This is a genomic window from Brachybacterium sp. NBEC-018, from assembly GCF_024860185.1.
GTDB classification, from domain to species: Bacteria; Actinomycetota; Actinomycetes; order Actinomycetales; family Dermabacteraceae; genus Brachybacterium; species Brachybacterium rhamnosum.
The window spans coordinates 2623958-2642538 of sequence record NZ_CP100650.1 but is presented as its reverse complement, the minus strand read 5'-3'; the positions used below and the strand labels follow the sequence as shown (position 1 = coordinate 2642538).

19 protein-coding genes are annotated in these 18581 nt (G+C 73.9%); 10 read left to right on the top strand and 9 right to left on the bottom strand.

Going from position 1 to position 18581, the window contains the following annotated elements; genetic code table 11:
* Positions 1-62: 62 nt before the first annotated feature.
* The gene (locus NLU66_RS12000; RefSeq protein WP_259359907.1) at positions 63-935 is read left to right on the top strand and encodes a helix-turn-helix transcriptional regulator; all 873 of its coding nucleotides are present in this window, start codon (positions 63-65) and stop codon (positions 933-935) included.
* A gap of 11 nt (positions 936-946) precedes the next feature.
* On the opposite strand, the gene NLU66_RS11995 is transcribed toward NLU66_RS12000, so the two are convergent.
* A complete protein-coding gene (locus NLU66_RS11995; RefSeq protein WP_259362583.1) occupies positions 947-1744 on the bottom strand; it encodes a TrmH family RNA methyltransferase in 798 nt (265 codons plus the stop codon).
* A gap of 82 nt (positions 1745-1826) precedes the next feature.
* Positions 1827-2648, bottom strand: a complete 822-nt coding sequence (locus NLU66_RS11990) for an ABC transporter ATP-binding protein (RefSeq protein ID WP_259359906.1) — start codon at positions 2646-2648, stop codon at positions 1827-1829.
* 131 nt (positions 2649-2779) lie between these two features.
* Here NLU66_RS11990 and NLU66_RS11985 point away from each other — a divergent pair, with 131 nt between their 5' ends.
* The gene (locus NLU66_RS11985; RefSeq protein WP_259359905.1) at positions 2780-4273 is read left to right on the top strand and encodes an RNB domain-containing ribonuclease; all 1494 of its coding nucleotides are present in this window, start codon (positions 2780-2782) and stop codon (positions 4271-4273) included.
* Positions 4270-5058, top strand: coding sequence for a hypothetical protein (locus NLU66_RS11980; RefSeq protein WP_259359904.1), 789 nt, complete (start codon positions 4270-4272; stop codon positions 5056-5058). Before NLU66_RS11985 ends, NLU66_RS11980 begins: the two co-directional genes overlap by 4 nt.
* A gap of 96 nt (positions 5059-5154) precedes the next feature.
* Here NLU66_RS11980 and glgA read toward each other — a convergent pair whose 3' ends face one another.
* On the bottom strand, positions 5155-6342 hold the full coding sequence (gene glgA / locus NLU66_RS11975) for a glycogen synthase (protein ID WP_259359903.1): 1188 nt from the start codon (positions 6340-6342) through the stop codon (positions 5155-5157).
* A 95-nt stretch (positions 6343-6437) separates the two neighbouring features.
* Between glgA and glgC the strand changes: the two genes are divergently transcribed.
* Together glgC and serB are read left to right on the top strand one after the other, a co-directional pair.
* Positions 6438-7676: a glucose-1-phosphate adenylyltransferase gene (gene glgC / locus NLU66_RS11970; protein ID WP_259359902.1), complete on the top strand. Its 1239-nt coding sequence runs from the start codon at positions 6438-6440 to the stop codon at positions 7674-7676.
* The gene (gene serB, locus NLU66_RS11965; RefSeq protein WP_259359901.1) at positions 7673-8332 is read left to right on the top strand and encodes a phosphoserine phosphatase SerB; all 660 of its coding nucleotides are present in this window, start codon (positions 7673-7675) and stop codon (positions 8330-8332) included. Before glgC ends, serB begins: the two co-directional genes overlap by 4 nt.
* A gap of 85 nt (positions 8333-8417) precedes the next feature.
* On the opposite strand, the gene NLU66_RS11960 is transcribed toward serB, so the two are convergent.
* Together NLU66_RS11960 and fabG are read right to left on the bottom strand one after the other, a co-directional pair.
* A complete protein-coding gene (locus tag NLU66_RS11960; protein WP_259359900.1) occupies positions 8418-8945 on the bottom strand; it encodes a SixA phosphatase family protein in 528 nt (175 codons plus the stop codon).
* 66 nt (positions 8946-9011) lie between these two features.
* Positions 9012-9734, bottom strand: coding sequence for a 3-oxoacyl-ACP reductase FabG (gene fabG / locus NLU66_RS11955; protein ID WP_259359899.1), 723 nt, complete (start codon positions 9732-9734; stop codon positions 9012-9014).
* Positions 9735-9880: 146 nt separating this feature from the next.
* Here fabG and NLU66_RS11950 point away from each other — a divergent pair, with 146 nt between their 5' ends.
* The 5 genes from NLU66_RS11950 (at position 9881) to NLU66_RS11930 (ending at position 14620) form a co-directional block, all read left to right on the top strand.
* Positions 9881-11725, top strand: a complete 1845-nt coding sequence (locus NLU66_RS11950) for a hypothetical protein (RefSeq protein WP_259359898.1) — start codon at positions 9881-9883, stop codon at positions 11723-11725.
* On the top strand, positions 11722-12213 hold the full coding sequence (locus tag NLU66_RS11945; protein WP_137770792.1) for a hypothetical protein: 492 nt from the start codon (positions 11722-11724) through the stop codon (positions 12211-12213). Before NLU66_RS11950 ends, NLU66_RS11945 begins: the two co-directional genes overlap by 4 nt.
* Positions 12210-13244: an SURF1 family protein gene (locus NLU66_RS11940; protein WP_259359897.1), complete on the top strand. Its 1035-nt coding sequence runs from the start codon at positions 12210-12212 to the stop codon at positions 13242-13244. The genes NLU66_RS11945 and NLU66_RS11940 overlap by 4 nt, the downstream gene beginning before the upstream one ends.
* Positions 13219-14025, top strand: a complete 807-nt coding sequence (locus NLU66_RS11935; protein WP_259359896.1) for a glycerophosphodiester phosphodiesterase family protein — start codon at positions 13219-13221, stop codon at positions 14023-14025. The genes NLU66_RS11940 and NLU66_RS11935 overlap by 26 nt, the downstream gene beginning before the upstream one ends.
* A gap of 244 nt (positions 14026-14269) precedes the next feature.
* Positions 14270-14620 carry an RNA polymerase-binding protein RbpA gene (locus NLU66_RS11930; RefSeq protein ID WP_137770789.1) on the top strand — a complete coding sequence of 117 codons (351 nt, stop codon included), beginning with the start codon at positions 14270-14272 and terminating at the stop codon, positions 14618-14620.
* A 120-nt stretch (positions 14621-14740) separates the two neighbouring features.
* Here the strand turns inward: NLU66_RS11930 and NLU66_RS11925 are convergent, their stop codons facing one another.
* The 4 genes from NLU66_RS11925 to NLU66_RS11910 are packed head-to-tail and all read right to left on the bottom strand — an operon-like array spanning position 14741 to position 18574.
* Positions 14741-15313, bottom strand: a complete 573-nt coding sequence (locus NLU66_RS11925) for an FxsA family protein (protein ID WP_259359895.1) — start codon at positions 15311-15313, stop codon at positions 14741-14743.
* Between the two features lie 39 nt (positions 15314-15352).
* The gene (locus NLU66_RS11920; RefSeq protein ID WP_259359894.1) at positions 15353-16108 is read right to left on the bottom strand and encodes a polyprenol monophosphomannose synthase; all 756 of its coding nucleotides are present in this window, start codon (positions 16106-16108) and stop codon (positions 15353-15355) included.
* 1 nt (position 16109) lies between these two features.
* Positions 16110-17786: an apolipoprotein N-acyltransferase gene (gene lnt, locus NLU66_RS11915; protein ID WP_259359893.1), complete on the bottom strand. Its 1677-nt coding sequence runs from the start codon at positions 17784-17786 to the stop codon at positions 16110-16112.
* Entirely contained in the window at positions 17783-18574 is a 792-nt protein-coding gene (locus NLU66_RS11910) for a hypothetical protein (protein WP_259359892.1), read from the bottom strand. The genes lnt and NLU66_RS11910 overlap by 4 nt, the downstream gene beginning before the upstream one ends.
* Positions 18575-18581: the final 7 nt, after the last annotated feature.

Below are 18581 nucleotides of genomic sequence, written 5' to 3'. Positions count from 1 at the left end.
TGTCGGAGCCTGGCACCCGCAGGGGCAGGCTGAGGAGGCCGGATCGCGGGAGAATCGATCCCATGACGACCCCGCAGCCCACCGACTCCCCCGGCCCCGTCGCTGAGCTGGGCGAGTTCCTCCGCTCGCGCCGCGACCGGATCAGCCCCGACGAGGCCGGGGTGGACAGCTACGGACGGCGGCGGGTGCCCGGCCTGCGCCGCGAGGAGCTCGCGCAGCTGGCCGGGGTCTCCGTCACCTACCTCACCCGGCTCGAGCAGGGACAGTCGCAGAACGCCTCCGAGGCGATCATCGAGGCGCTCGCCCGGGCCCTGCAGCTCGACGACGACGAGCGCGCGCACCTGGCCTCCCTCGCCGGCGCACGTTCGCGGCCGCGGTCGCTGCCGACGTCGCCGCCCGAGGTCGCCAAGCCCGGTGCGGAGCAGCTGCTGCACGCGATGGGCGAGGTGCCCGCGGTGCTGCTGGGCCGCTTCAACGACGTCCTCGCCTGGAACCGCGCCGGCCATCTCCTGCTGGCCGGCCATCTCGCGGCGGACGCGCCGAGCCGGCCCGAGGACCGGCCGAACCAGATGGCCCTGCTGTTCCTCGATCCGCACACCCGCGACCTCCACGCCGACTGGGCCGATGAGGCCGCCCGCGCCGTCGCGTCCTTGCGATTCGTGGCGGCGCAGTGGGCCCACGACCGCCGCCTCGCCGAGCTCGTGGGCACCCTGAGCGTGCGGAGCCCCGAGTTCGCAAGGCTCTGGGCCGGTCACGACGTGCGCCTGTGCACGAGCGGGACGAAGCGGTTCCGCCACCCCGAGGTGGGCGAGCTCGAGCTGGGGTACGAGGTGCTGCACCTGCCCGAGGGGAACGGGCAGCGCATCCTCACCCACACCGCTGCTCCCGGGAGCGCCTCGTCGGCCGCGCTGCGGTTGCTGCTCTCGGCCTCGTAGGCCTCGCGCGCTCAGCCCGCGCCGAGCATCGCCCGTCGCTGCCAGAGCACCACGGCGCTCGCCGCGGCGACGTTCAGGGAGTCCACTCCCCCGGCCATCGGGATGATGACGTGCTGGTCGACGGCGGCGAGGGTCGAGGGCTGCAGGCCGTGCCCCTCGGTGCCGAGCACGAAGGCGACCTTGCGGTCCGGGCCGAGATCCACCTCGTCCAGCGGCACCGCCTGATCAGTCAGCGCGAGGGCGAGCACGTCGAAGCCGGCCTCGTGCAGCAGGTCCACGCCGGCCGCGGGGGCGGGCTCGCCCGGCGGGTGCGGGGCGTGGGGCCAGGCCTCGAGCCGGGTCCACGGGACCTGGAAGACGGTGCCCATGGAGACGCGGATCGAGCGGCGGTAGAGGGGGTCCGCGCAGCGCGGGGTCACGAGCACGGCGTCGACGCCGAGCGCGGCGGCGGAGCGGAACATGGCGCCCACGTTCGTGTGGTCCACGATGTCCTCGAGCACCGCGACCGTGCGCGCGCCCTCGAGCAGCTCCGCCGCGGCGGGCAGCACGGGCCGCTGCATGGCGGCGAGGGCCCCGCGGTGCAGGTGGAAGCCGGTGAGCTGCTCGATCAGCGGCTCCTCCCCCACGAACACGGGGACCTCCGGGAAGCGGGCGTACAGCGGGGCGAAGCGCTCGATCCACTTCTCGCTCATGAGGAAGGAGCGGGGCACGGCGCCGGCGTCGAGCGCGCGGGAGATGACCTCGAAGCTCTCGGCCATGAACAGGCCGCGCTCGACCTCGACGCGGGAGCGCAGGCGCACGTCCGTCATCCGCACGTAGTCCTCGAGGGCGGGGTCCTCGAGATCGGTGATGGTGACGAGCTGCGCGGCGGCTCCGTCGGGCGTCACGCGCTCAGCCCAGGGCCAGGGAGCGCGCGAAGTAGCGCTCGCCCACCCGGTCCACGACGAGCGGCAGGCCGAAGGTCGCGGTGAGGTTCTGGGAGGTGAGGGTCTGCTCGATGGGCCCGGCGGCGACGACGCCGCCCTTGCGCAGCATCAGCACGTGCGTGTAGCCCGGCGGGATCTCCTCGACGTGGTGGGTGACGAGCACGGTCACCGGGGTCGCGGGGTCCTTCGCGAGCCGGCCCAGGGTGCGCACGAGCGCCTCGCGGCCGCCGAGGTCCAGGCCAGCGGCGGGCTCGTCGAGCAGGAGCAGCTCGGGGTCCGTCATGAGGGCGCGGGCGGCGAGGACGCGCTTGCGCTCGCCGGTGGAGAGGGTGCCGAAGTGGGCCTTCTCGAGGTGGCCCACGCCGAAGGCGGCGAGCAGCGTCGAGGCGCGCTCGAGGTCGAGGTCGTCGTACTGCTCGCGCCAGCGGCCCACCACGGAGTAGCCGGCGGTGACGACGACGTCCAGGGCGGTCTCGTCGGCGGGGATCGTGTCCGCGAGCTCCTGGGAGGCGAGGCCGATCAGGGTGCGCAGCTCGAACACGTCGACCCGGCCCAGGCGCTCGCCGAGGATGTCGACGGTGCCGGAGGTGGGGTGCAGCCGCGTGGAGAGCAGGCGGATCATCGTGGACTTGCCGGCGCCGTTGGGCCCGAGCACCGCCCAGCGGTCCCCCTCGGAGATCTGCAAGGACACGTCGTCGAGGATGTTGCGCCCCGCCCGGCGGACGACGACGTCCGTGAACGCGGCGGCGGTGGCGGTGTCGGCTGTGTCAGCGGAGGGGAAAGCCATGGCCGCAAGCCTATCTCCCGGCCGTGCGCCGTCGGCCCACGACCCGCCCGCGCCGCATGCCCGCCTCACCCTGCTCCCCGCCCGCCCCGCCATAGACTGGCGCGGCCCGGAACCGACCCCGAGGAGTCCCCGTGCCGCACCGACCGCTCACCCTCCGCGCCCCGCGCGGCTCCGTCGCCGCCGAGGAGATCCGCGCGGGCATCGACGCCCTGCTCGCCGACGCCGCCGAGGATCTCCCGATCGCGTTCCCGCCCGAGGTCCTCGCCGCCGCAGAGGCCGCCGCGACCCGGACCGACGGCGGCGAACGCACCGATCGCACTGACCGCACCGACGTGCCCTTCGTGACGCTCGACCCCGCGTCCTCCACGGACCTGGACCAGGCGATGCACCTCAGCCGCGAGGGCGAGGGCTTCCGCGTGCTCTACGCGATCGCCGACGTCCCCTGGTTCGTCGAGCTCGACGGCCCGATCGACCACGAGGCCCGCCGGCGCGGGGCGACCGTCTACCTCCCGGACCGCCGGATCCCCCTGCACCCCGAGGTGCTCTCCGAGGGAGCGGCGTCCCTGCTGCCGGGGCAGACGACGCCCGCGTTCGTGTGGACCCTCGACCTCGACGCGAGCGGCGCCGTCACCGGTGTGGACCTCGAGCGCGCACTCGTGCGCTCCACCGAGAAGCTCGACTACGCGGGCGTGCAGGAGCAGCTCGACGCGGGCACGGGGCACCCGCAGATGCTGCTGCTCCAGGAGATCGGCGCGCTCCGTGCCCGCCAGGAGCTCGAGCGCGGCGGCGCGAGCCTGAACGTCCCCGAGCAGGAGATCGTCGAGGACGGCGACCAGGTGCGGCTCGTGTGGCGCCGCCCCGCCCCGATCGAGGACGCCAACGCCCAGATCTCGCTGATGACCGGTATGGCCGCCGCCGATCTCATGCTGCGCGGCGGGTCCGGGATCCTGCGCACCATGCCGCCCGCGGAGCCGGCCGCGGTGGAGCGCTTCCGTCGCCAGGCGGCGGCGCTCGGCGTCCCCTGGGAGGAGGGCGTCACCTACGGGGCCTTCCTGCGCACACTGGACTGGCAGGAGGGCCGGCACCTGGCCCTGCTGAACCAGGCGACGGCCCTGTTCCGCGGCGCCTCCTACGCGGCCTTCACGAGCGCCGCGGAGGTCCCCGAGGACCCGGCGCAGGCCGCGATCGCCGCGCCCTATGCACACACCACCGCGCCCCTGCGCCGCCTCGTGGACCGCTTCGTGCTGCTCGTGTGCCACGCCCACGCCCGCGGCGAGGCGCCCGCCCCGGAGCTGCTCGCCGCGCTCGGCGAGATCCCCGAGGCGATGCGCAGCGCCGGCGGCCGCGCCGGGGACCTCGAGCGGCGCGGCATCGCGCTCGTCGAGAGCGCCGCCCTGCGTGCCTGGATCGGTGAGGAGCTCGACGCGACCGTGATCGACAGTCGCGAGGCCTCCCCCGCGAAGGACGGCAACGAGGGCACGCCCGCCCGGGTCGAGGTCCAGCTCCTGGACCCGCCGGTCACCGCGTGGGTCCCGGCGCAGGCCGAGGTGGGCTCCGCTCTGCGCGTGCGGATCGTCTCCGCGGATGCGGCCGACGGCCCGGTGCTCGAGGCGGTGCAGGGATGACCGACTCCCCGCTCGCGGGCAGGGACCTGCTCGCGCTCCCCCGCGGTGCCGTGCTCATGCTCTGGGCGGCGGCGTACCTGCGTGGGGACGTCGGCCCCGATGACGCCGCGGAGCTCGCCCACGGCGCCTCCGGCGGCACCGCCGTCCCCGGCGGCGAGGACCTCTTCGCCTGGCTCACCGGGCTGCGACGGCTCCCGCTCGCGCAGCTGCGGCTCGTGCTGCCCGTGCCGGGTCGTCTCGCCGGGCTCGTGGGGCCGCCGCCGGCGATCGCGGCGGCGCTCGCCGCGGAGCAGGCCGTCGTCGTCACGGCCGCCGGGATCGCGGACCACACGCTCGTGCCCGGCATCGACGTGGACCGCGCCGAGGGACCGCGCGGGCCCCGCGTGACCTGGCAGCGCTTCGCGGCACCCCTGGGCGCGCAGGTCCCGCCGCCGGCGAGCTCGGGCAGTGCCCGCACGGAGCTGCTCACCGCCCTCCAGGAGGCCGCACGCAGCACCGTGGACCTCGACATCGTGCCGGACGAGCCCGTCCCCCCGGACCGCATCCCCGCCGGCTGGACGGCGACCGGTCTGCCGCGGCACCTCGAGAGGTCGCAGGCGCACCTGCTCGTCCTCGCCGGTCGCACGCTGCTGCTCGCGCAGGGCGAGCTCGCCGATCCCGATCCCGGGGGGCGTCAGCTCTCCGACGCCCTCGCGCGGCGCGAGATCCTCGCCCGCCTGCAGGAGACCGCGCGCGCCGCGCTCGTCGAGACCGTCGAGCGGGTCGTCCACACCGAGATGGGCTGATCAGGCGACCCTGTCAGCCCCGACGGCCCCGATCGCGCCGACGTCCCCGCAGCCCGGTCATCCGGGCCACGGGGCCGTTCGTCACTGCGGGCTCGCTCAGCCCTCGAGGACCGCCCGGTACACGTCCAGCGTGCGCTCCGCGATCGAGGTCCACGCGAAGTGCTCCGCGGCGCGGCGCCGGGAGGCCTCGCCCATCGCCCGGGCGCGCTCCGGGTCGGAGACCATCCGCTCGAGGGCGGCGGCGAGGTCCGCGACGAACTCCTCAGGACGCAGCGGGGTGCCGGTGCCGTCCTCGGCCTGGTCGAGCGGGACGAGGTAGCCGGTCTCGCCGTCCACGACGACCTCGGGGATGCCGCCGGTCGCGGAGGCCACGACGGGGATCCCGCAGGCCATCGCCTCGAGGTTCACGATGCCCAGCGGCTCGTAGATGCTCGGGCACACGAAGGTCGTCGCATGCGTGAGGATCTGCGTGAGCTCGTGGCGGGGCAGCATCTCGCTGATGAGGTGCACGTTGCCGCGCTCCGCGGCGAGCTCCTCGACGAGGCCGGAGACCTCGGCGGCGATCTCGGGGGTGTCCGGGGCGCCGGCGCACAGCACGAGCTGGATCTCGCGGGGCAGCTCGCGCACGGCCCGCAGGAAGTACGGCAGCCCCTTCTGCCGGGTGATCCGGCCGACGAACACGATCGTCGGCGCCTCCGGGTCGATCCCGCGCGACGTGAGCGCCGAGGTCTCCGGGTTCGGGGACCAGGTGTCGATGTCGATGCCGTTGTGCACGACGTGCACGCGGGCCGGGTCGACCGAGGGGTAGGCCCGCAGGATGTCGGCGCGCATCCCGCCGGAGACCGCGATGATCCCGGCGGCCGCCTCGTAGGCGGTGCGCTCGGCGAAGGAGCTCAGGCGGTAGCCGCCGCCGAGCTGCTCCGCCTTCCACGGCCGCAGCGGCTCCAGCGAATGGGCGGAGAGCACGTGCGGCATGCCGTGCAGCAGCGACGCGAGGTGGCCGGCGAAGTTCGCGTACCAGGTGTGGGAGTGCACGAGGTCCGCCCCCTCGCAGTCCTGCGCGATCAGCAGGTCCGTGCCCATCGTCGAGAGCGCCGCGTTGGCCCGGGCGAGCTCCGCGGGGGCGCGGTAGGAGTGGGTGCCGGGCTCGTCCCGGTCCTCCCCGAAGGCGCGCACCTGCACGTCGATCTGGGGCCGGAGCACCCGGGTCAGCTCGGCGACGTGCACACCGGCGCCGCCGTAGATCTCCGGCGGGTACTCCTTGGTCAGCAGATCCACGCGCACGGGGTCCTCCTTCTTCCGCTTCCTACGCTTCTGATTCTCGTCCGGGTGACGACCGATCGGCGTGATCGGGCCCACTCCTGCATTATCCTCGCAGCATGTCCACGAAGGTCCTCGCGATCGTCCTCGCCGGTGGCGAGGGGAAGCGCCTCATGCCCCTCACGCTCGACCGCGCCAAGCCGGCCGTCCCCTTCGGGGGGATCTACCGGCTCATCGACTTCGCGCTGTCGAACATCGTCAACTCCGGCTACCTGCGGGTGGTCGTGCTGACCCAGTACAAGTCCCACTCCCTCGACAAGCACATCGCGCAGACCTGGCGGATGAGCTCGCTGCTGGGCAACTACGTCGCGCCGGTCCCGGCGCAGCAGCGCCTGGGCAAGCACTGGTTCCGCGGGTCCGCGGACGCCATCGCCCAGTCCCTCAACCTCATCCGCGACGAGAAGCCCGACCACGTGCTCGTCGTCGGCGCGGACAACATCTACCGCATGGACTTCTCCCAGATGCTCGACGCGCACATCGCGTCCGGGAAGTCCTGCACGGTCGCCGCGATCCGGCAGCCCATCGAGCTCTCCGACCAGTTCGGCGTGATCGAGACGGACCCGTCGGACCCGACGACCATCCAGGCCTTCGTCGAGAAGCCGAAGCAGACCGAGGGGCTCGCCGACGACCCCACGCAGATCCTCGCCTCGATGGGCAACTACATCTTCGATGCGGACGCCCTCGTCGAGGCCGTCACGCGCGACGCGGAGGACGACGACTCCGCGCACGACATGGGCGGCAACATCGTCCCGGAGTTCGTGGACAAGGGCGACGCCGCCGTCTACGACTTCATCCGCAACGACGTCCCCGGCTCGACGGACCGCGACCGCGACTACTGGCGCGACGTCGGCACGCTCGACGCGTTCTACGACGCGCACATGGACCTCATCGCGGTCCACCCCGTCTTCAACCTCTACAACAACGACTGGCCCACCTTCACCGGCCATCGCAACGAGGCGCCGGCGAAGTTCGTGCACGCCGGCCCCGGCCGCGTGGGCACCGCGGTGGACTCCGTCATCTCCCCCGGCGTCGTCATCTCCGGTGCGCAGGTCTCCAACTCGGTGCTCTCCCCCGGGGTGCGTCTGAACTCGTGGTCCACCGTCTCCGACTCGGTGCTGATGGACAACGTGACGGTGGGCCGGCACTGCCAGATCCACCGCGCGATCATCGACAAGGACGTCGTCGTCCCGCCGCGCACGCAGATCGGCCTGGACCGGGAGAAGGACCTCGCCCGCGGCTGGGTCGTCACCGAGTCCGGCATCACGGTGATCGGCAAGGGCACGGTCATCGAGCCGTGAGCGCCGCAGCTCCCGCCCGTGGCCTGCTCGTCTCCGACGTCGACTCGACCTTCCTCACGCAGGAGGTGATCGAGCTCGTCGCGGAGCACGCGGGGGTCCGCGACCGCGTCGAGGAGATCACCACCGCCGCCATGCGCGGCGAGCTCGACTTCGCGGGCTCCCTGCGCGCCCGGGTCGCGCTGTTGGCCGGGCTCGACGCCTCCGTGCTCGCCGCGGTGCGCGAGGTGCTCGTCCCGACCGACGGCGCGATCGAGCTCATGCGGCGCGCCCATGACGCGGGCTGGGTCACCGCCCTCGTCTCCGGCGGCTTCCACGAGGTCATCGACCCGCTCGCCGCGGAGGTCGGCATCGACCACGTCGTCGCGAACCGCTTCGCGGTGCAGGACGGGAAGCTGACCGGTGAGGTCTCCGGCCCGATCATCGACGGCGAGGCCAAGCGGGCGACCCTCGAGGAGCTCGCGGAGCGCCACGGCGTGGACCGGGCGCGCACGGTCGCCGTGGGCGACGGCGCGAACGACGCCGCCATGGTGCGCGCCGCGGGCACGGGCGTCGCCTTCCGTGCGAAGCCCGCCCTGCGGGAGGTCGCCGACGTCGTCCTCGACGGGCCCTCGCTGCTGGACCTCTGGCCGTACCTGGAGGGTGCGCCGGTCGCCTGACGCGCTCCGCCGCCTGCCCCTGACACGACGAACGGGCCCGGGACCTCGCCGCGCGAGGTGCCGGGCCCGTTCGGGTGCCGCCCGCTCAGGGGCGGACGATGGTGTGCAGCGTGAGGCTCTCCTCGCCGAGCTCCGCCCAGGTGGGCAGCGCGCCGGAGAGGACGGCCGTGCCGCCGGTCGGCATGCCGATCCGGGCCTGCGCGGCGGAGGCGGGGTCGGAGTCGTCGTCCGCGAGGCCGGTGACCAGGTGGGCCATCGTCGGCTCGTGGCCCACCACGAGCACCACGGCGTGCTTCGCCTTGACGTCGCGGATCAGCTCGAGCACCTCACCGGTGCCGCCGGAGTAGATCTCCTCGTGGAAGGTGACCTTGCCGTCGAAGCCGGGCATCGACGCCTGCACACCCTCCCAGGTCTCCCGGGTGCGCTCGGCGTCGGAGACGAGGACCCGCGTGGGCCGCACGCCCTGCGACTCGAGGTACTCGCCCACGAGACGGGCCTGCGCCCATCCCTTCTCGACGAGGGTGCGCTCCTGATCGGGCTGACCGCCGCCGCTCTCCGCCTTGCCGTGGCGCATGATGAGGAGGAGGCGACTGTCGGGGTCGGAAGCTGACATGGGGGCGCGATCACACCTTGTCGTGGTCGAGGGCTGCGGGTGGGCGGGATCGCCCGGTGTCGGTCCTCAGTGTCCCATGCCGAGGCCGCCGTCGACGGGGATCACGGCACCGGAGATGTAGGCCGCGTCGTCGCTCGCGAGGAAGCTCACCACACGCGCGACCTCGGCGGGGTCCGCGAAGCGCCCGGCGGGGATCGCCGCGCGGTAGGAGGCCTGGACGTCCTCGGGCAGGGCGGCGGTCATCTCGGTGTCGATGTAGCCGGGGGCGACGACGTTCGCGGTGATGCCGCGGGAGCCGAGCTCGCGGGTGAGCGCACGGGCGATGCCGATGAGGCCGGACTTCGAGGCCGCGTAGTTGACCTGGCCGGGCGAGCCGTAGAGACCCACGACGGAGGAGATCAGCACGATGCGGCCCTTCTTCTTGCGCATCATCGACTTGATGACCCGCTTGACGGTGCGGAAGGACCCGGTGAGGTTCGTGTCGAGCACGGACTCGAAGGAGTCGTCGCTCATGCGCAGCAGGAGCTGGTCGTCGGTGATGCCGGCGTTGGCGACGAGCACCTCGATCGGGCCGTGCGCCTCCTCCGCGGCGGCGATCGCCGCGTCGAGCGAGGCGCCGTCGGTGACGTCCGCGGCGAGGGTGAGGGCGCCCTCGGGCCCGCCCTGACCGGAGCGGCTGGTCACGGCGACCGCGTCGCCGCGCCGCAGGAACTCCTCGGCGATGGCGCGGCCGATGCCGCGGTTGCCGCCCGTGACGAGGACGCTGCGGGGGGTGGTGGGCTCGGTCATGCGTGCTCCTCGGAGGATCGGGGCGCGACCCGCTGTGACGGACGCCGCGCCGTGGTGTGGCGGTGCACTACGATACGTGGCGGAACAGTGTCGGGCTCCTCGGGGGAAACTCGACGTCGACTCACCTCTGGAAGGTGCTCCTCCTCATGGCATACCGCTTCAACCCGCCGCCGAACTGGCCCGTCGAGGATGCCGATTGGACGCCTCCGCCCGGCTGGCAGCCGGATCCCTCGTGGGGCCCCGCGCCCGAAGGCTGGAACTTCTGGGTCGAGGGCGACGCCGCCCCGGCCGCTCCGGTCCCCGGCGACTCCGCGCCGTCCGATCAGGCTCCTGACGTGTCCTCGCAGGGCGGTCTCGGTGCGCCGCAGGACGCGCCCGCCGAGCAGCAGGCTCCCGCCGACGAACCGGTCCCCTCGGACGAGCCGACGGTGCTCGGCTCCGCCTCCGACGTCGCCGCGCCCGCCGACGTCGCCGCGCCCGCCGATGGCGCCGCGTCCTCCGATGGCGCGGTGACCTCCGATGACGCCGTGCCCTCCGAGGCGCCCGCCACCGGCCACAGCCACCTCGACAGCGACGCCACCCACGTCGCGAGCAGCGATCAGCGCGACGCCCTCGGCGAGGACCGCTCGGCCGATCTCGACGCCGACGCGACCCACGTCGCCGGCAGCGCCGAGCGCGATGCCCTCGACGGCGCCGAGGCGAACGACACCGGCTCCGAGACGGCCGAGTACACCGGGCCCGATCGTGAGGCCGGGCTTGCCGAGCGCGCTCCGTACGAGGAGGGCGCCGATGCCGCTCCCGCCGCGGAGCCCGCCACCGATCAGGACTTCGGCGCCTCCGCTCCGATCGCCGGGGCCGCCGGTGCGGGTGCTGCCGGTGCCTCCGGTGCGCACGCGGCCGATCAGGGCGGCGCCGCTGATCAGGCTCCGGCCGCACCGGCCTACGGTCAGCAGGATCAGGGTCAGGGCTACGGCCAGGCCTCCCCCGCCGCGGGCTACGGCCAGGATTCCGCGGCTCCGGCCTATGGTCAGCAGGATCAGGCGCAGGGCTACGGCCAGGCGTCCCCCGCCGGCTACGGCCAGGACTCGGCGGCTCCGGCCTATGGTCAGCAGGATCAGGCGCAGGGCTACGGCCAGGCGTCCCCCGCCGGCTACGGCCAGGACTCGGCGGCACCGGCCTACGGCCAGCAGGATCAGGGCCAGGGCTACGGGCAGGGATACGGCCAGGCCTCCCCCGCCTACGGACAGTCCTCGCCCGCCCCGGGCTTCGGGACCTCCTCCGCCTCCGACGGCGCCGCCTGGACCGCCTCCACCGGCGCCGGCGAGCCCCCGAAGAAGGGCATCGTCGCGCGGTTCTGGTGGATCGGCTGCATCGCCCTGTTCCTCGTCGCCGCGCTCATCGCCGCGATCATCGCGGTGGTCGTGATCACCTCGAACAACGGCGACGACCAGGCCGGCGGTGACCCCACCACCGAGGTCGCCACCACCGATGAGGCGACCCCGACCGAGGAGGAGACCACGGACGAGGCCTCCGACGGCGGCGACGAGACCATCACGCCGTCCGTGCTGCCCACGCTCGGGGCTGACCCGCAGTCCCAGGACGTCGTCTCCTCCGACGGCAGCGGCAAGATCACCGTCACCCAGGAGTGGATCGCCCCGGACAAGCTCGAGAGCAGCTACGGCGGCACCGTCACCCCGGGCGAGCAGGGGGACGAGTACCTCGTCGTCACCGCTCAGGTCGAGGTCACCGAGGGCACGCTCATGCTGGCCTCGTACAACTTCAACCTCACCACTCCGTACGGCGGTGACATCTCGCCGGCGACCGCGACCTACGAGCTCAAGGACGCGGGCCTGGACTACCAGGCGCCGGACGAGTTCACGAAGGGCGAGACGTACACGATCCGCGTGCTCTTCGACGCGAAGAAGGCCAAGGGCATCAAGCTCGTCTACGACACCTTCTCCGATCAGTACACCTGGGACGTCCCTGCGTGACCGACCGCTTCAACCCTCCGCCGAGCTGGCCGGAGCCGCCCCAGGACGGGTGGCTGCCGCCGGACGGCTTCCGGCCGGGCCCCGCATGGGGCCCGGTCCCGGCGGGGTGGCGTCTCTGGGTCGCCGGCACGGATGAGGCGACCGCCGAGGACGCCCCGCTGCAGCGCTCGGAGGACGTCCCCGCGAGCGGGGTCCGGCCCCGCCCGCGGGTGGAGACCTACCCGGTCTCCGTGCTGAACCCCGGGATGTGGTCCCAGAACCACCTCGAGGACGAGGACTACGGCTTCCCGCCCGCAGCGCCCGTGAAGCGCCGGCCCGGACGCCGGCTCGCCGCGCACATCACCGTCACCGCCCTCGGCTTCGTGATCGCCGCGCTCGTCGCGATCGGCTTCGTGCGGCTCACCGACTTCGCGGTCGAGGACCTGCCCGGCATGCTCAGCTCCTCCGGGAACCTGGGGGACGCGAGCTCCCCCGGGGGCGAGGCATGAGCGGCCGTTCCCCCCGCTCCCGGATCATCCTCAGCCGCGACACCCTGGTGGGCCTGCTGATCGTGCTCCTCTGCGCGGCGATCTGCGTGGGCCTCGGCCTGTGGCAGTACGGCCGCTTCGAGACCAAGCGGGACGCGGCCGCGGTGATCGCGGAGAACTACTCGGCTGATCCTGTCCCGCTCGCCGAGGCGCTGCCGGACCCCGCCCAGCCGCTCGCCGCGAGCGAGCGCTGGCGCGTCGTGGAGATGACCGGCAGCTACTGCACCGATCCCGGATGCGTGCTGTACGTGCGCAACCGGCCCCTGAACAGCCAGGTCGGCTTCTGGCAGCTCGTCCCCTTCACCGCCGAGGACGGCACCGCCCTGCTCGTCGTGCGCGGCTGGGTGCCCGCGCAGGAGACCGCCTCCCAGCCCCTGGACCCGCCCGCCGTCCCCACCGGGACGACCACGGTGACGGTCCGCATGCGCCCCGCGGAGGGGACCGTCGACCGGCAGGACCCGCCCGGGCAGGTCCAGACCGTCACGCCCGAGGCGATCGCCGGGAAGCTCCCCGCCGACGTCGGGGAGTCGCTCGTGACCGGTGCCTACGGCGAGCTGGCCGCGGAGGATCCGGAGGCGGCGCGGCCCCAGGCGCTCGAGTCCCCGGACACCTCCCTCGGCCCCCACCTCTCCTACGCCTTCCAGTGGTGGATCTTCGCGCTGTTCTTCCCGGCCGCGCTCGTGTACCGCACCCGCAGGCTGATCCAGGACGCGGAGTCGGAGCAGGCGGTCCCCGCCGACGCCGCCCCGGCCGGGAGCAGGGGCGCGCACGAGGGCGAGGACGGCGACGGTGCCGAGCCCGCGGCGTCGCAGGACGGGTCCGACGGCGGCACCGGGAGCGCGGAGGCCGCCGGGGAGGCCGGCTCCCCCGCTCCCCCGTCCTCACGCCGGGAGCACCGCCCGGTCACCGCGGAGCACGACCGCCGCCGGCGAGCCCGCCGGCGCAGCCACGACGAGGAGGAAGAGGATGCCCTCATCGACCAGCAGCGCTGACCGCGCACGGTTCCTGCCCGGACCCCGGCCGCGGCGCATCGCGCACCGTGGTCTGGCCACGGACGGCGCCGAGAACACGATGCGGGCCTTCGCCGATGCCGTCGCCGCCGGCGCGACGATGCTCGAGACGGACACCCGCGCGACGCGGGACGGGCTCGCCCTCGCCGTCCATGACGAGGACCTCTCGCGGATCGCGGGCGACCCCCGCCGTATCGACGCGATCGACGCCGCCGCGGCCGGTGCCGTGCGCCTCGCGGGCGGAGAGCGGCTCGCCCTGCTCGAGGACGTGCTCGACACCTTCCGGGACGTGCCCGTGAACATCGACGTGAAGAGCGCGGACGCCGTCCTCCCTGCCGTCACCGCGATCGCGCGCACCCGCAGTGCGGACCGCGTGTGCATCGCCGGGTTCGACGGCCTCGTCGCCCGCAGCGCGGCGAATGGCGTGCGCAGGGCGACCAACCGGCTCCCGAAGCGCAGCCCGTCCCGCGCGGTGATCGCCGCCTTCCTCGCGGCGCGGGCCGTCGAGGCGCCGGACGCCGTGATCCGACGGATCCTGCGGCCCTACGGCGCGCTCCAGGTCCCCGAGCGCGTCGACGGGATCCCCGTCGTCACCGCCGCGAACGTCGCGGCCGCCCACCGCGCGGGGTGCGAGGTGCACGTGTGGACGATCGACGACCCTGTGACCATGGCAGATCTTCTCTCGAAGGGCGTGGATGGTATCATCACCAATCGCGTCGATCTGCTGTCAGCACTGCTCGAGACCGGCCGCGGTCGTCACTGACCGAGGCCTTTCCCGTCGGGGCCCCGGCACCGCTGAGATGTCCGGCGGCGATCCCGCTGCATCCGTCCTATCCGCCTCATCCGTCCGAGGATTCCCCCCCCCCCCCTCGACGTCCCCGGCGCACCACGCGCCTCCCGATCGTCCGTGACCGGGAATGACCTCGCCCTCCGGGGCGTTGATCCCGGGGCAGAACTCCGGGCGTGCCGCCGCCCGCACCGAAACACCGGCAGGAAGCGAGAACCGCATGAGCAGCCGAAGCCTGCGAGGCACCCGCCTCGGATCCCTCTCCATGGAGACCGACGAGGGCGTGCTCGCCGCCCCGCGTCAGGAGACCGTCTACGACTGCCCGAACGGGCACACGATCGTGCTGCCCTTCTCCGTCGAGGCCGACGTCCCGGCCGTGTGGGAGTGCCGCTGCGGCGCGACCGCCGTGCGCCGAGACCACGAGAAGCCCGACGAGAAGCCGGGCAAGCCCCAGCGCACCCACTGGGACATGCTGCTGGAGCGCCGCAGCGAGGAAGAGCTGCAGGTCCTGCTGGACCAGCGGCTCGCGCTGCTCCGCGCCGGCAAGCTGCACCAGCGCCGCAACCTCTGATCCCGACCGGATCAGCACGAGGCCCCCGCACCGGGAACGGTGCGGGGGCCTCGTCGCGTACGGGGTCCGTCCTGCCGCGCCGGTCTCCGGGCGCGGAAAGGAATGCGGAAAGGAATGGGGTCACTGCTGGATCGTGGGCGGGGTGCGCTCCTCGCCCTGCGGGGGCGTGCGGGCGTCGATGACGATCTCGCCGTCCACGACCCCGGCGCCGCTGCGCCGGTAGAGCACGCGGCGCGCGGTGGGCGACCCGCCGGAGAGCCCCATCGCCCGCACGGTGCGCTTCTGCACCGGCGTCACCAGGAGCACGAGCCCGATCACGTCGGTGATGAGTCCCGGGAAGAAGAAGAGCAGCGCCGCGATGACGGTGAACGCGGGCCGCGAGAGATGGTCCTTCACGTCCCCGCTCCCCCGCAGCGCCCGCACGAGCGAGCGGAGGCGCACGAAGGACTGCTGGCCGGCGGCGACGAGCAGGGCGACGCCCACGACCCAGCCGATCACGACGATCAGCACGGACCACCACAGGCTCGTCTGCACACCGATGAGGACGAGGATCGCGATCTCCAGCACGCCGAGCACGACGATGCCCACGGGGATCAGCGAGGCGAGGCGTCCCCTGCGCTCGCCCGGGGTGCCCTGACCTCCGGCTCGCGGAGCGGCGCCGGAGCGCGGGGTCGGATGGGGGGTGGAGCTCATGGCGGGTCCTTCCCGGGAGTCCTCGTGACCCGCGCCAGCCTAGCGGAGCAGTCCGAGGAGCTGCTGGGTGCGGTGCGAGAGTCCCCAGAGCGTCACCTTGACGAGCGCCTCGCGGACGATGCCGGAGCTCATCTTGCTCACGCCCTCGGCGCGCTCGTCGAAGTCGATGGGCACCTCGGCGATCGCGGCGCCGGCCGCCCGGGCCCGGCGCGTCATGTCCACCTGGAAGCAGTAGCCCTGGGAGGCGACGTCCCCCCGGACGAGCGTCGTCAGGAGCTCCGCGCGGTAGGCCCGGAACCCCGCGGTCGCGTCGGCTACGCCCAGGCCCAGCACGGCGCGCACGTACAGGTTCGCGCCGCTGGAGAGCAGCAGTCGTCGCAGCGGCCAGTCGTGGACGCGCCCGCCGGGCACCCAGCGGGAGCCGATCGCGAGGTCCGCCCCGCGGCGCACGGCCTCGAGTAGCCCCGGCAGCTGCTCCGGACGGTGGGAGGCGTCGGCGTCCATCTCGCAGAGCACCTCGTAGCCCTCCCCGAGGCCCCAGGCGAAGCCGGCGAGATAGGCCGGGCCGAGGCCCTCCTTGCCGGCGCGGTGCAGCACGTGCACGTGCGGGTCCTGTGCGGCCCGCTCCTCCGCCCAGGCGCCGGTGCCGTCGGGCGAGTTGTCGTCGACCACGAGGACGTGCGCGGCAGGCACCGCGGCCCGCAGGCGGGCGAGGGTCCCCGGGAGCGCCGCCCGCTCGTCGTAGGTGGGGACGACGACGAGGGTCGGCGGGGCCGGGGCGTTCGAGGCGGTCACGTCAGCTCCTGGTGCGGGGTCGGTCGCGGTCGCGGCGGCGAGGGGTGGGCAGGGCGCGGCGGCGCGTGCCGAGCGCACCGAGCAGTCCGATCAACCCGATCGCGGAGATGCCGATGCCGATCCAGGGACCGGCGGCGACGGCGGGCGTGATGCCGGTGCGCAGGGGCACCTCGGCGAGCAGGGCGCCCTGCTCCCAATGGCCCACGGAGGAGAGCTGGCGGCCCTCGGGGCTGAAGATCGCCGACTCCCCCACCGTGGCCACGTGGACCACGCTGCGGCCCGAGACGACGGCCATCACCTTCGCCTGGGCGAGCTGCTGGATCGACTCGTCGGAGTCGCCGAAGAGCGCGGTGTTGGACTGCACGACGATCACCTCGGCGCCGTCCCGCACCGTGTCCTGGACGAGGTTGTCGTAGGCGATCTCGAAGCAGATGAGCACGCCGACCTTCGCGGAGTCCTCGTCACCGGTGATGCTCGCGAGGTCCATGACGCCGACCTCCTGTCCGGGCAGCATGTCGTAGCCGACCAGGTCCACCTTGTTGGTGAGGGTGCGGAAGAAGGACCGTGCGGGGATGTACTCGCCGAAGGGCACGGGATGGCGCTTGGCGTAGGTGTAGGGCACGTCGCCGTCCGCGGAGTCCGCCGTGTACAGCAGGGAGTTGTTCAGACGCTCGTGGTCGCCGACGAGGGTCTGGGTGCCCACGAGGAGCGGGGCGCCGGCGTCCGCGGAGGCCTGGGCGAGCTGCGCGGAGCGCACCGGGTCCTGCCGGGGGTCGTACTCGGTGGAGTCCTCGGGCCAGACCACGAGCTCGAGCTGCTCGCCCTTCTCCTCGGCCGTGGTGATCGTGTCCCGCGTGACCTGGAGGTGGTTCTCGTAGACGCCGTCGGGCATGGTGAGCGTCGCGGGGTCGATCGGGTCCATGTTCCCCTGGATCCCGGCGATCGTCATGCTCGAGCGGCCCTCCGGCGCGCGGTTCTGCGGCAGCGGCACCACGACGGTGACGAGGACGAGGCCGACGGCCAGCGACAGCGGCCACACCCCGGCGACACCGCGGAGCCCGCGCCGCGTGCGTCCCGTGAGGGCGAGCACGCCGTGCAGGAGGAGCATCCCCAGGATCCCGACGACGAGGGCGAGGCCGGCGGTCCCGATCCAGGGGCCGAGGTTCAGCAGGGGCGACTCGGAGAGGGCGTAGGCGCTCGTCCCCCACGGCAGGCCGCCCCACGGGGCGTGGCTGCGCAGCAGCTCGACGCCCGTCCACAGCGCGGCGACGACGAGGCAGCTCGAGGCCCGCAGCCCCCGGCGCACGATGACGGTGCGGGCCAGCAGCCCGAAGAGCACCGCGGAGAGCGACTCGAAGATCCCGAGCGCGATCCACGGCATCGCCCCCGCATAGGTGTTCGCCCAGACGGTCAGCGGGACGAAGAAGGCGAGTCCCCAGAGCAGGGACACGAGCACCGCGAGCGCCGCCGAGCGCACCATCACGCCGGCGACGAGCAGGGCGACGGAGACGGGCAGCAGCGGCCAGAGGCCGTAGGGCGGGAAGGCGACGAGGCAGGCGACACCGCCCGCGACGCCGCACAGCAGCGCGATCGGCCACGGGGTCGGGACGAGCTCGGCGGCATGCTCGGCGTCGCGCCGGCGCGCCGGGGATCGCACGCCGCTCCGGGTGGCCGTCATGCGCCGCTCTGCGGCAGGGCGTCGTGGACGATCGCACCGTCGATCACGGTGCGCAGCGCCCGCGGTGCGCCCTGCTCGAGGTCGGGCAGCAGCGGGGTCCTCGAGCGGGGGTCCGTGGACCAGGTCTCGATGAGGTCCCCGTGGCCCCGCACGGTGAGGTCCCACGGCTCCCAGACCACGAAGGTCGCCTCGATGCCGGTGCGCAGGGAGCCGGGATGGCGCCGCCCCGCGACCCGCTGCCCGCCCCGGCTCGCGGCGAGGAAGGCGGCCCGGTCGCTGATGCGCTGGGAGGGCTCGCCCTGCTGGGCGGCGGCCCGGACCCAGCTCCACGGGTCCGCGGCGCCCTCCTCCCCCGCGGAGGCGAGGGCGAGCGGCGTGCCGTCGGCGACGAGGTCGAGGTACGGGACGCTCTCGGTGACCGGCGCGACGACGCGGACCCCCTCGCGCGTGCCCGTCGGTCCGGGGAGCCGCAGCACGATGCCGGCGGCGGCCGCCGCGGCGTCGCCGGCAGGATCCGGCGCGGAGCCGTCGGCGGTCGCGGCGGCGTCGACGAAGCCGGGGGTGATCAGGCATCCGGTGACGTCCACGCGCCGGGCGTCCGGGTGCAGGACGGCCGCGGAGTCCTCCGTGCCGACCCAGGCGATGAGGCCGTCCGCGACGAGCATCGCGGTCGCCTCGGGCTCGTCCGTGCTGTACAGGACCATGCCCGTGTACAGGGTGGGGAGGCGGTCGTCGTGGGGCGCGGGAGCGTCGGTGCTCGGGGAGGGCGCTGAGGGTGCGGTGGACATGGGCTGT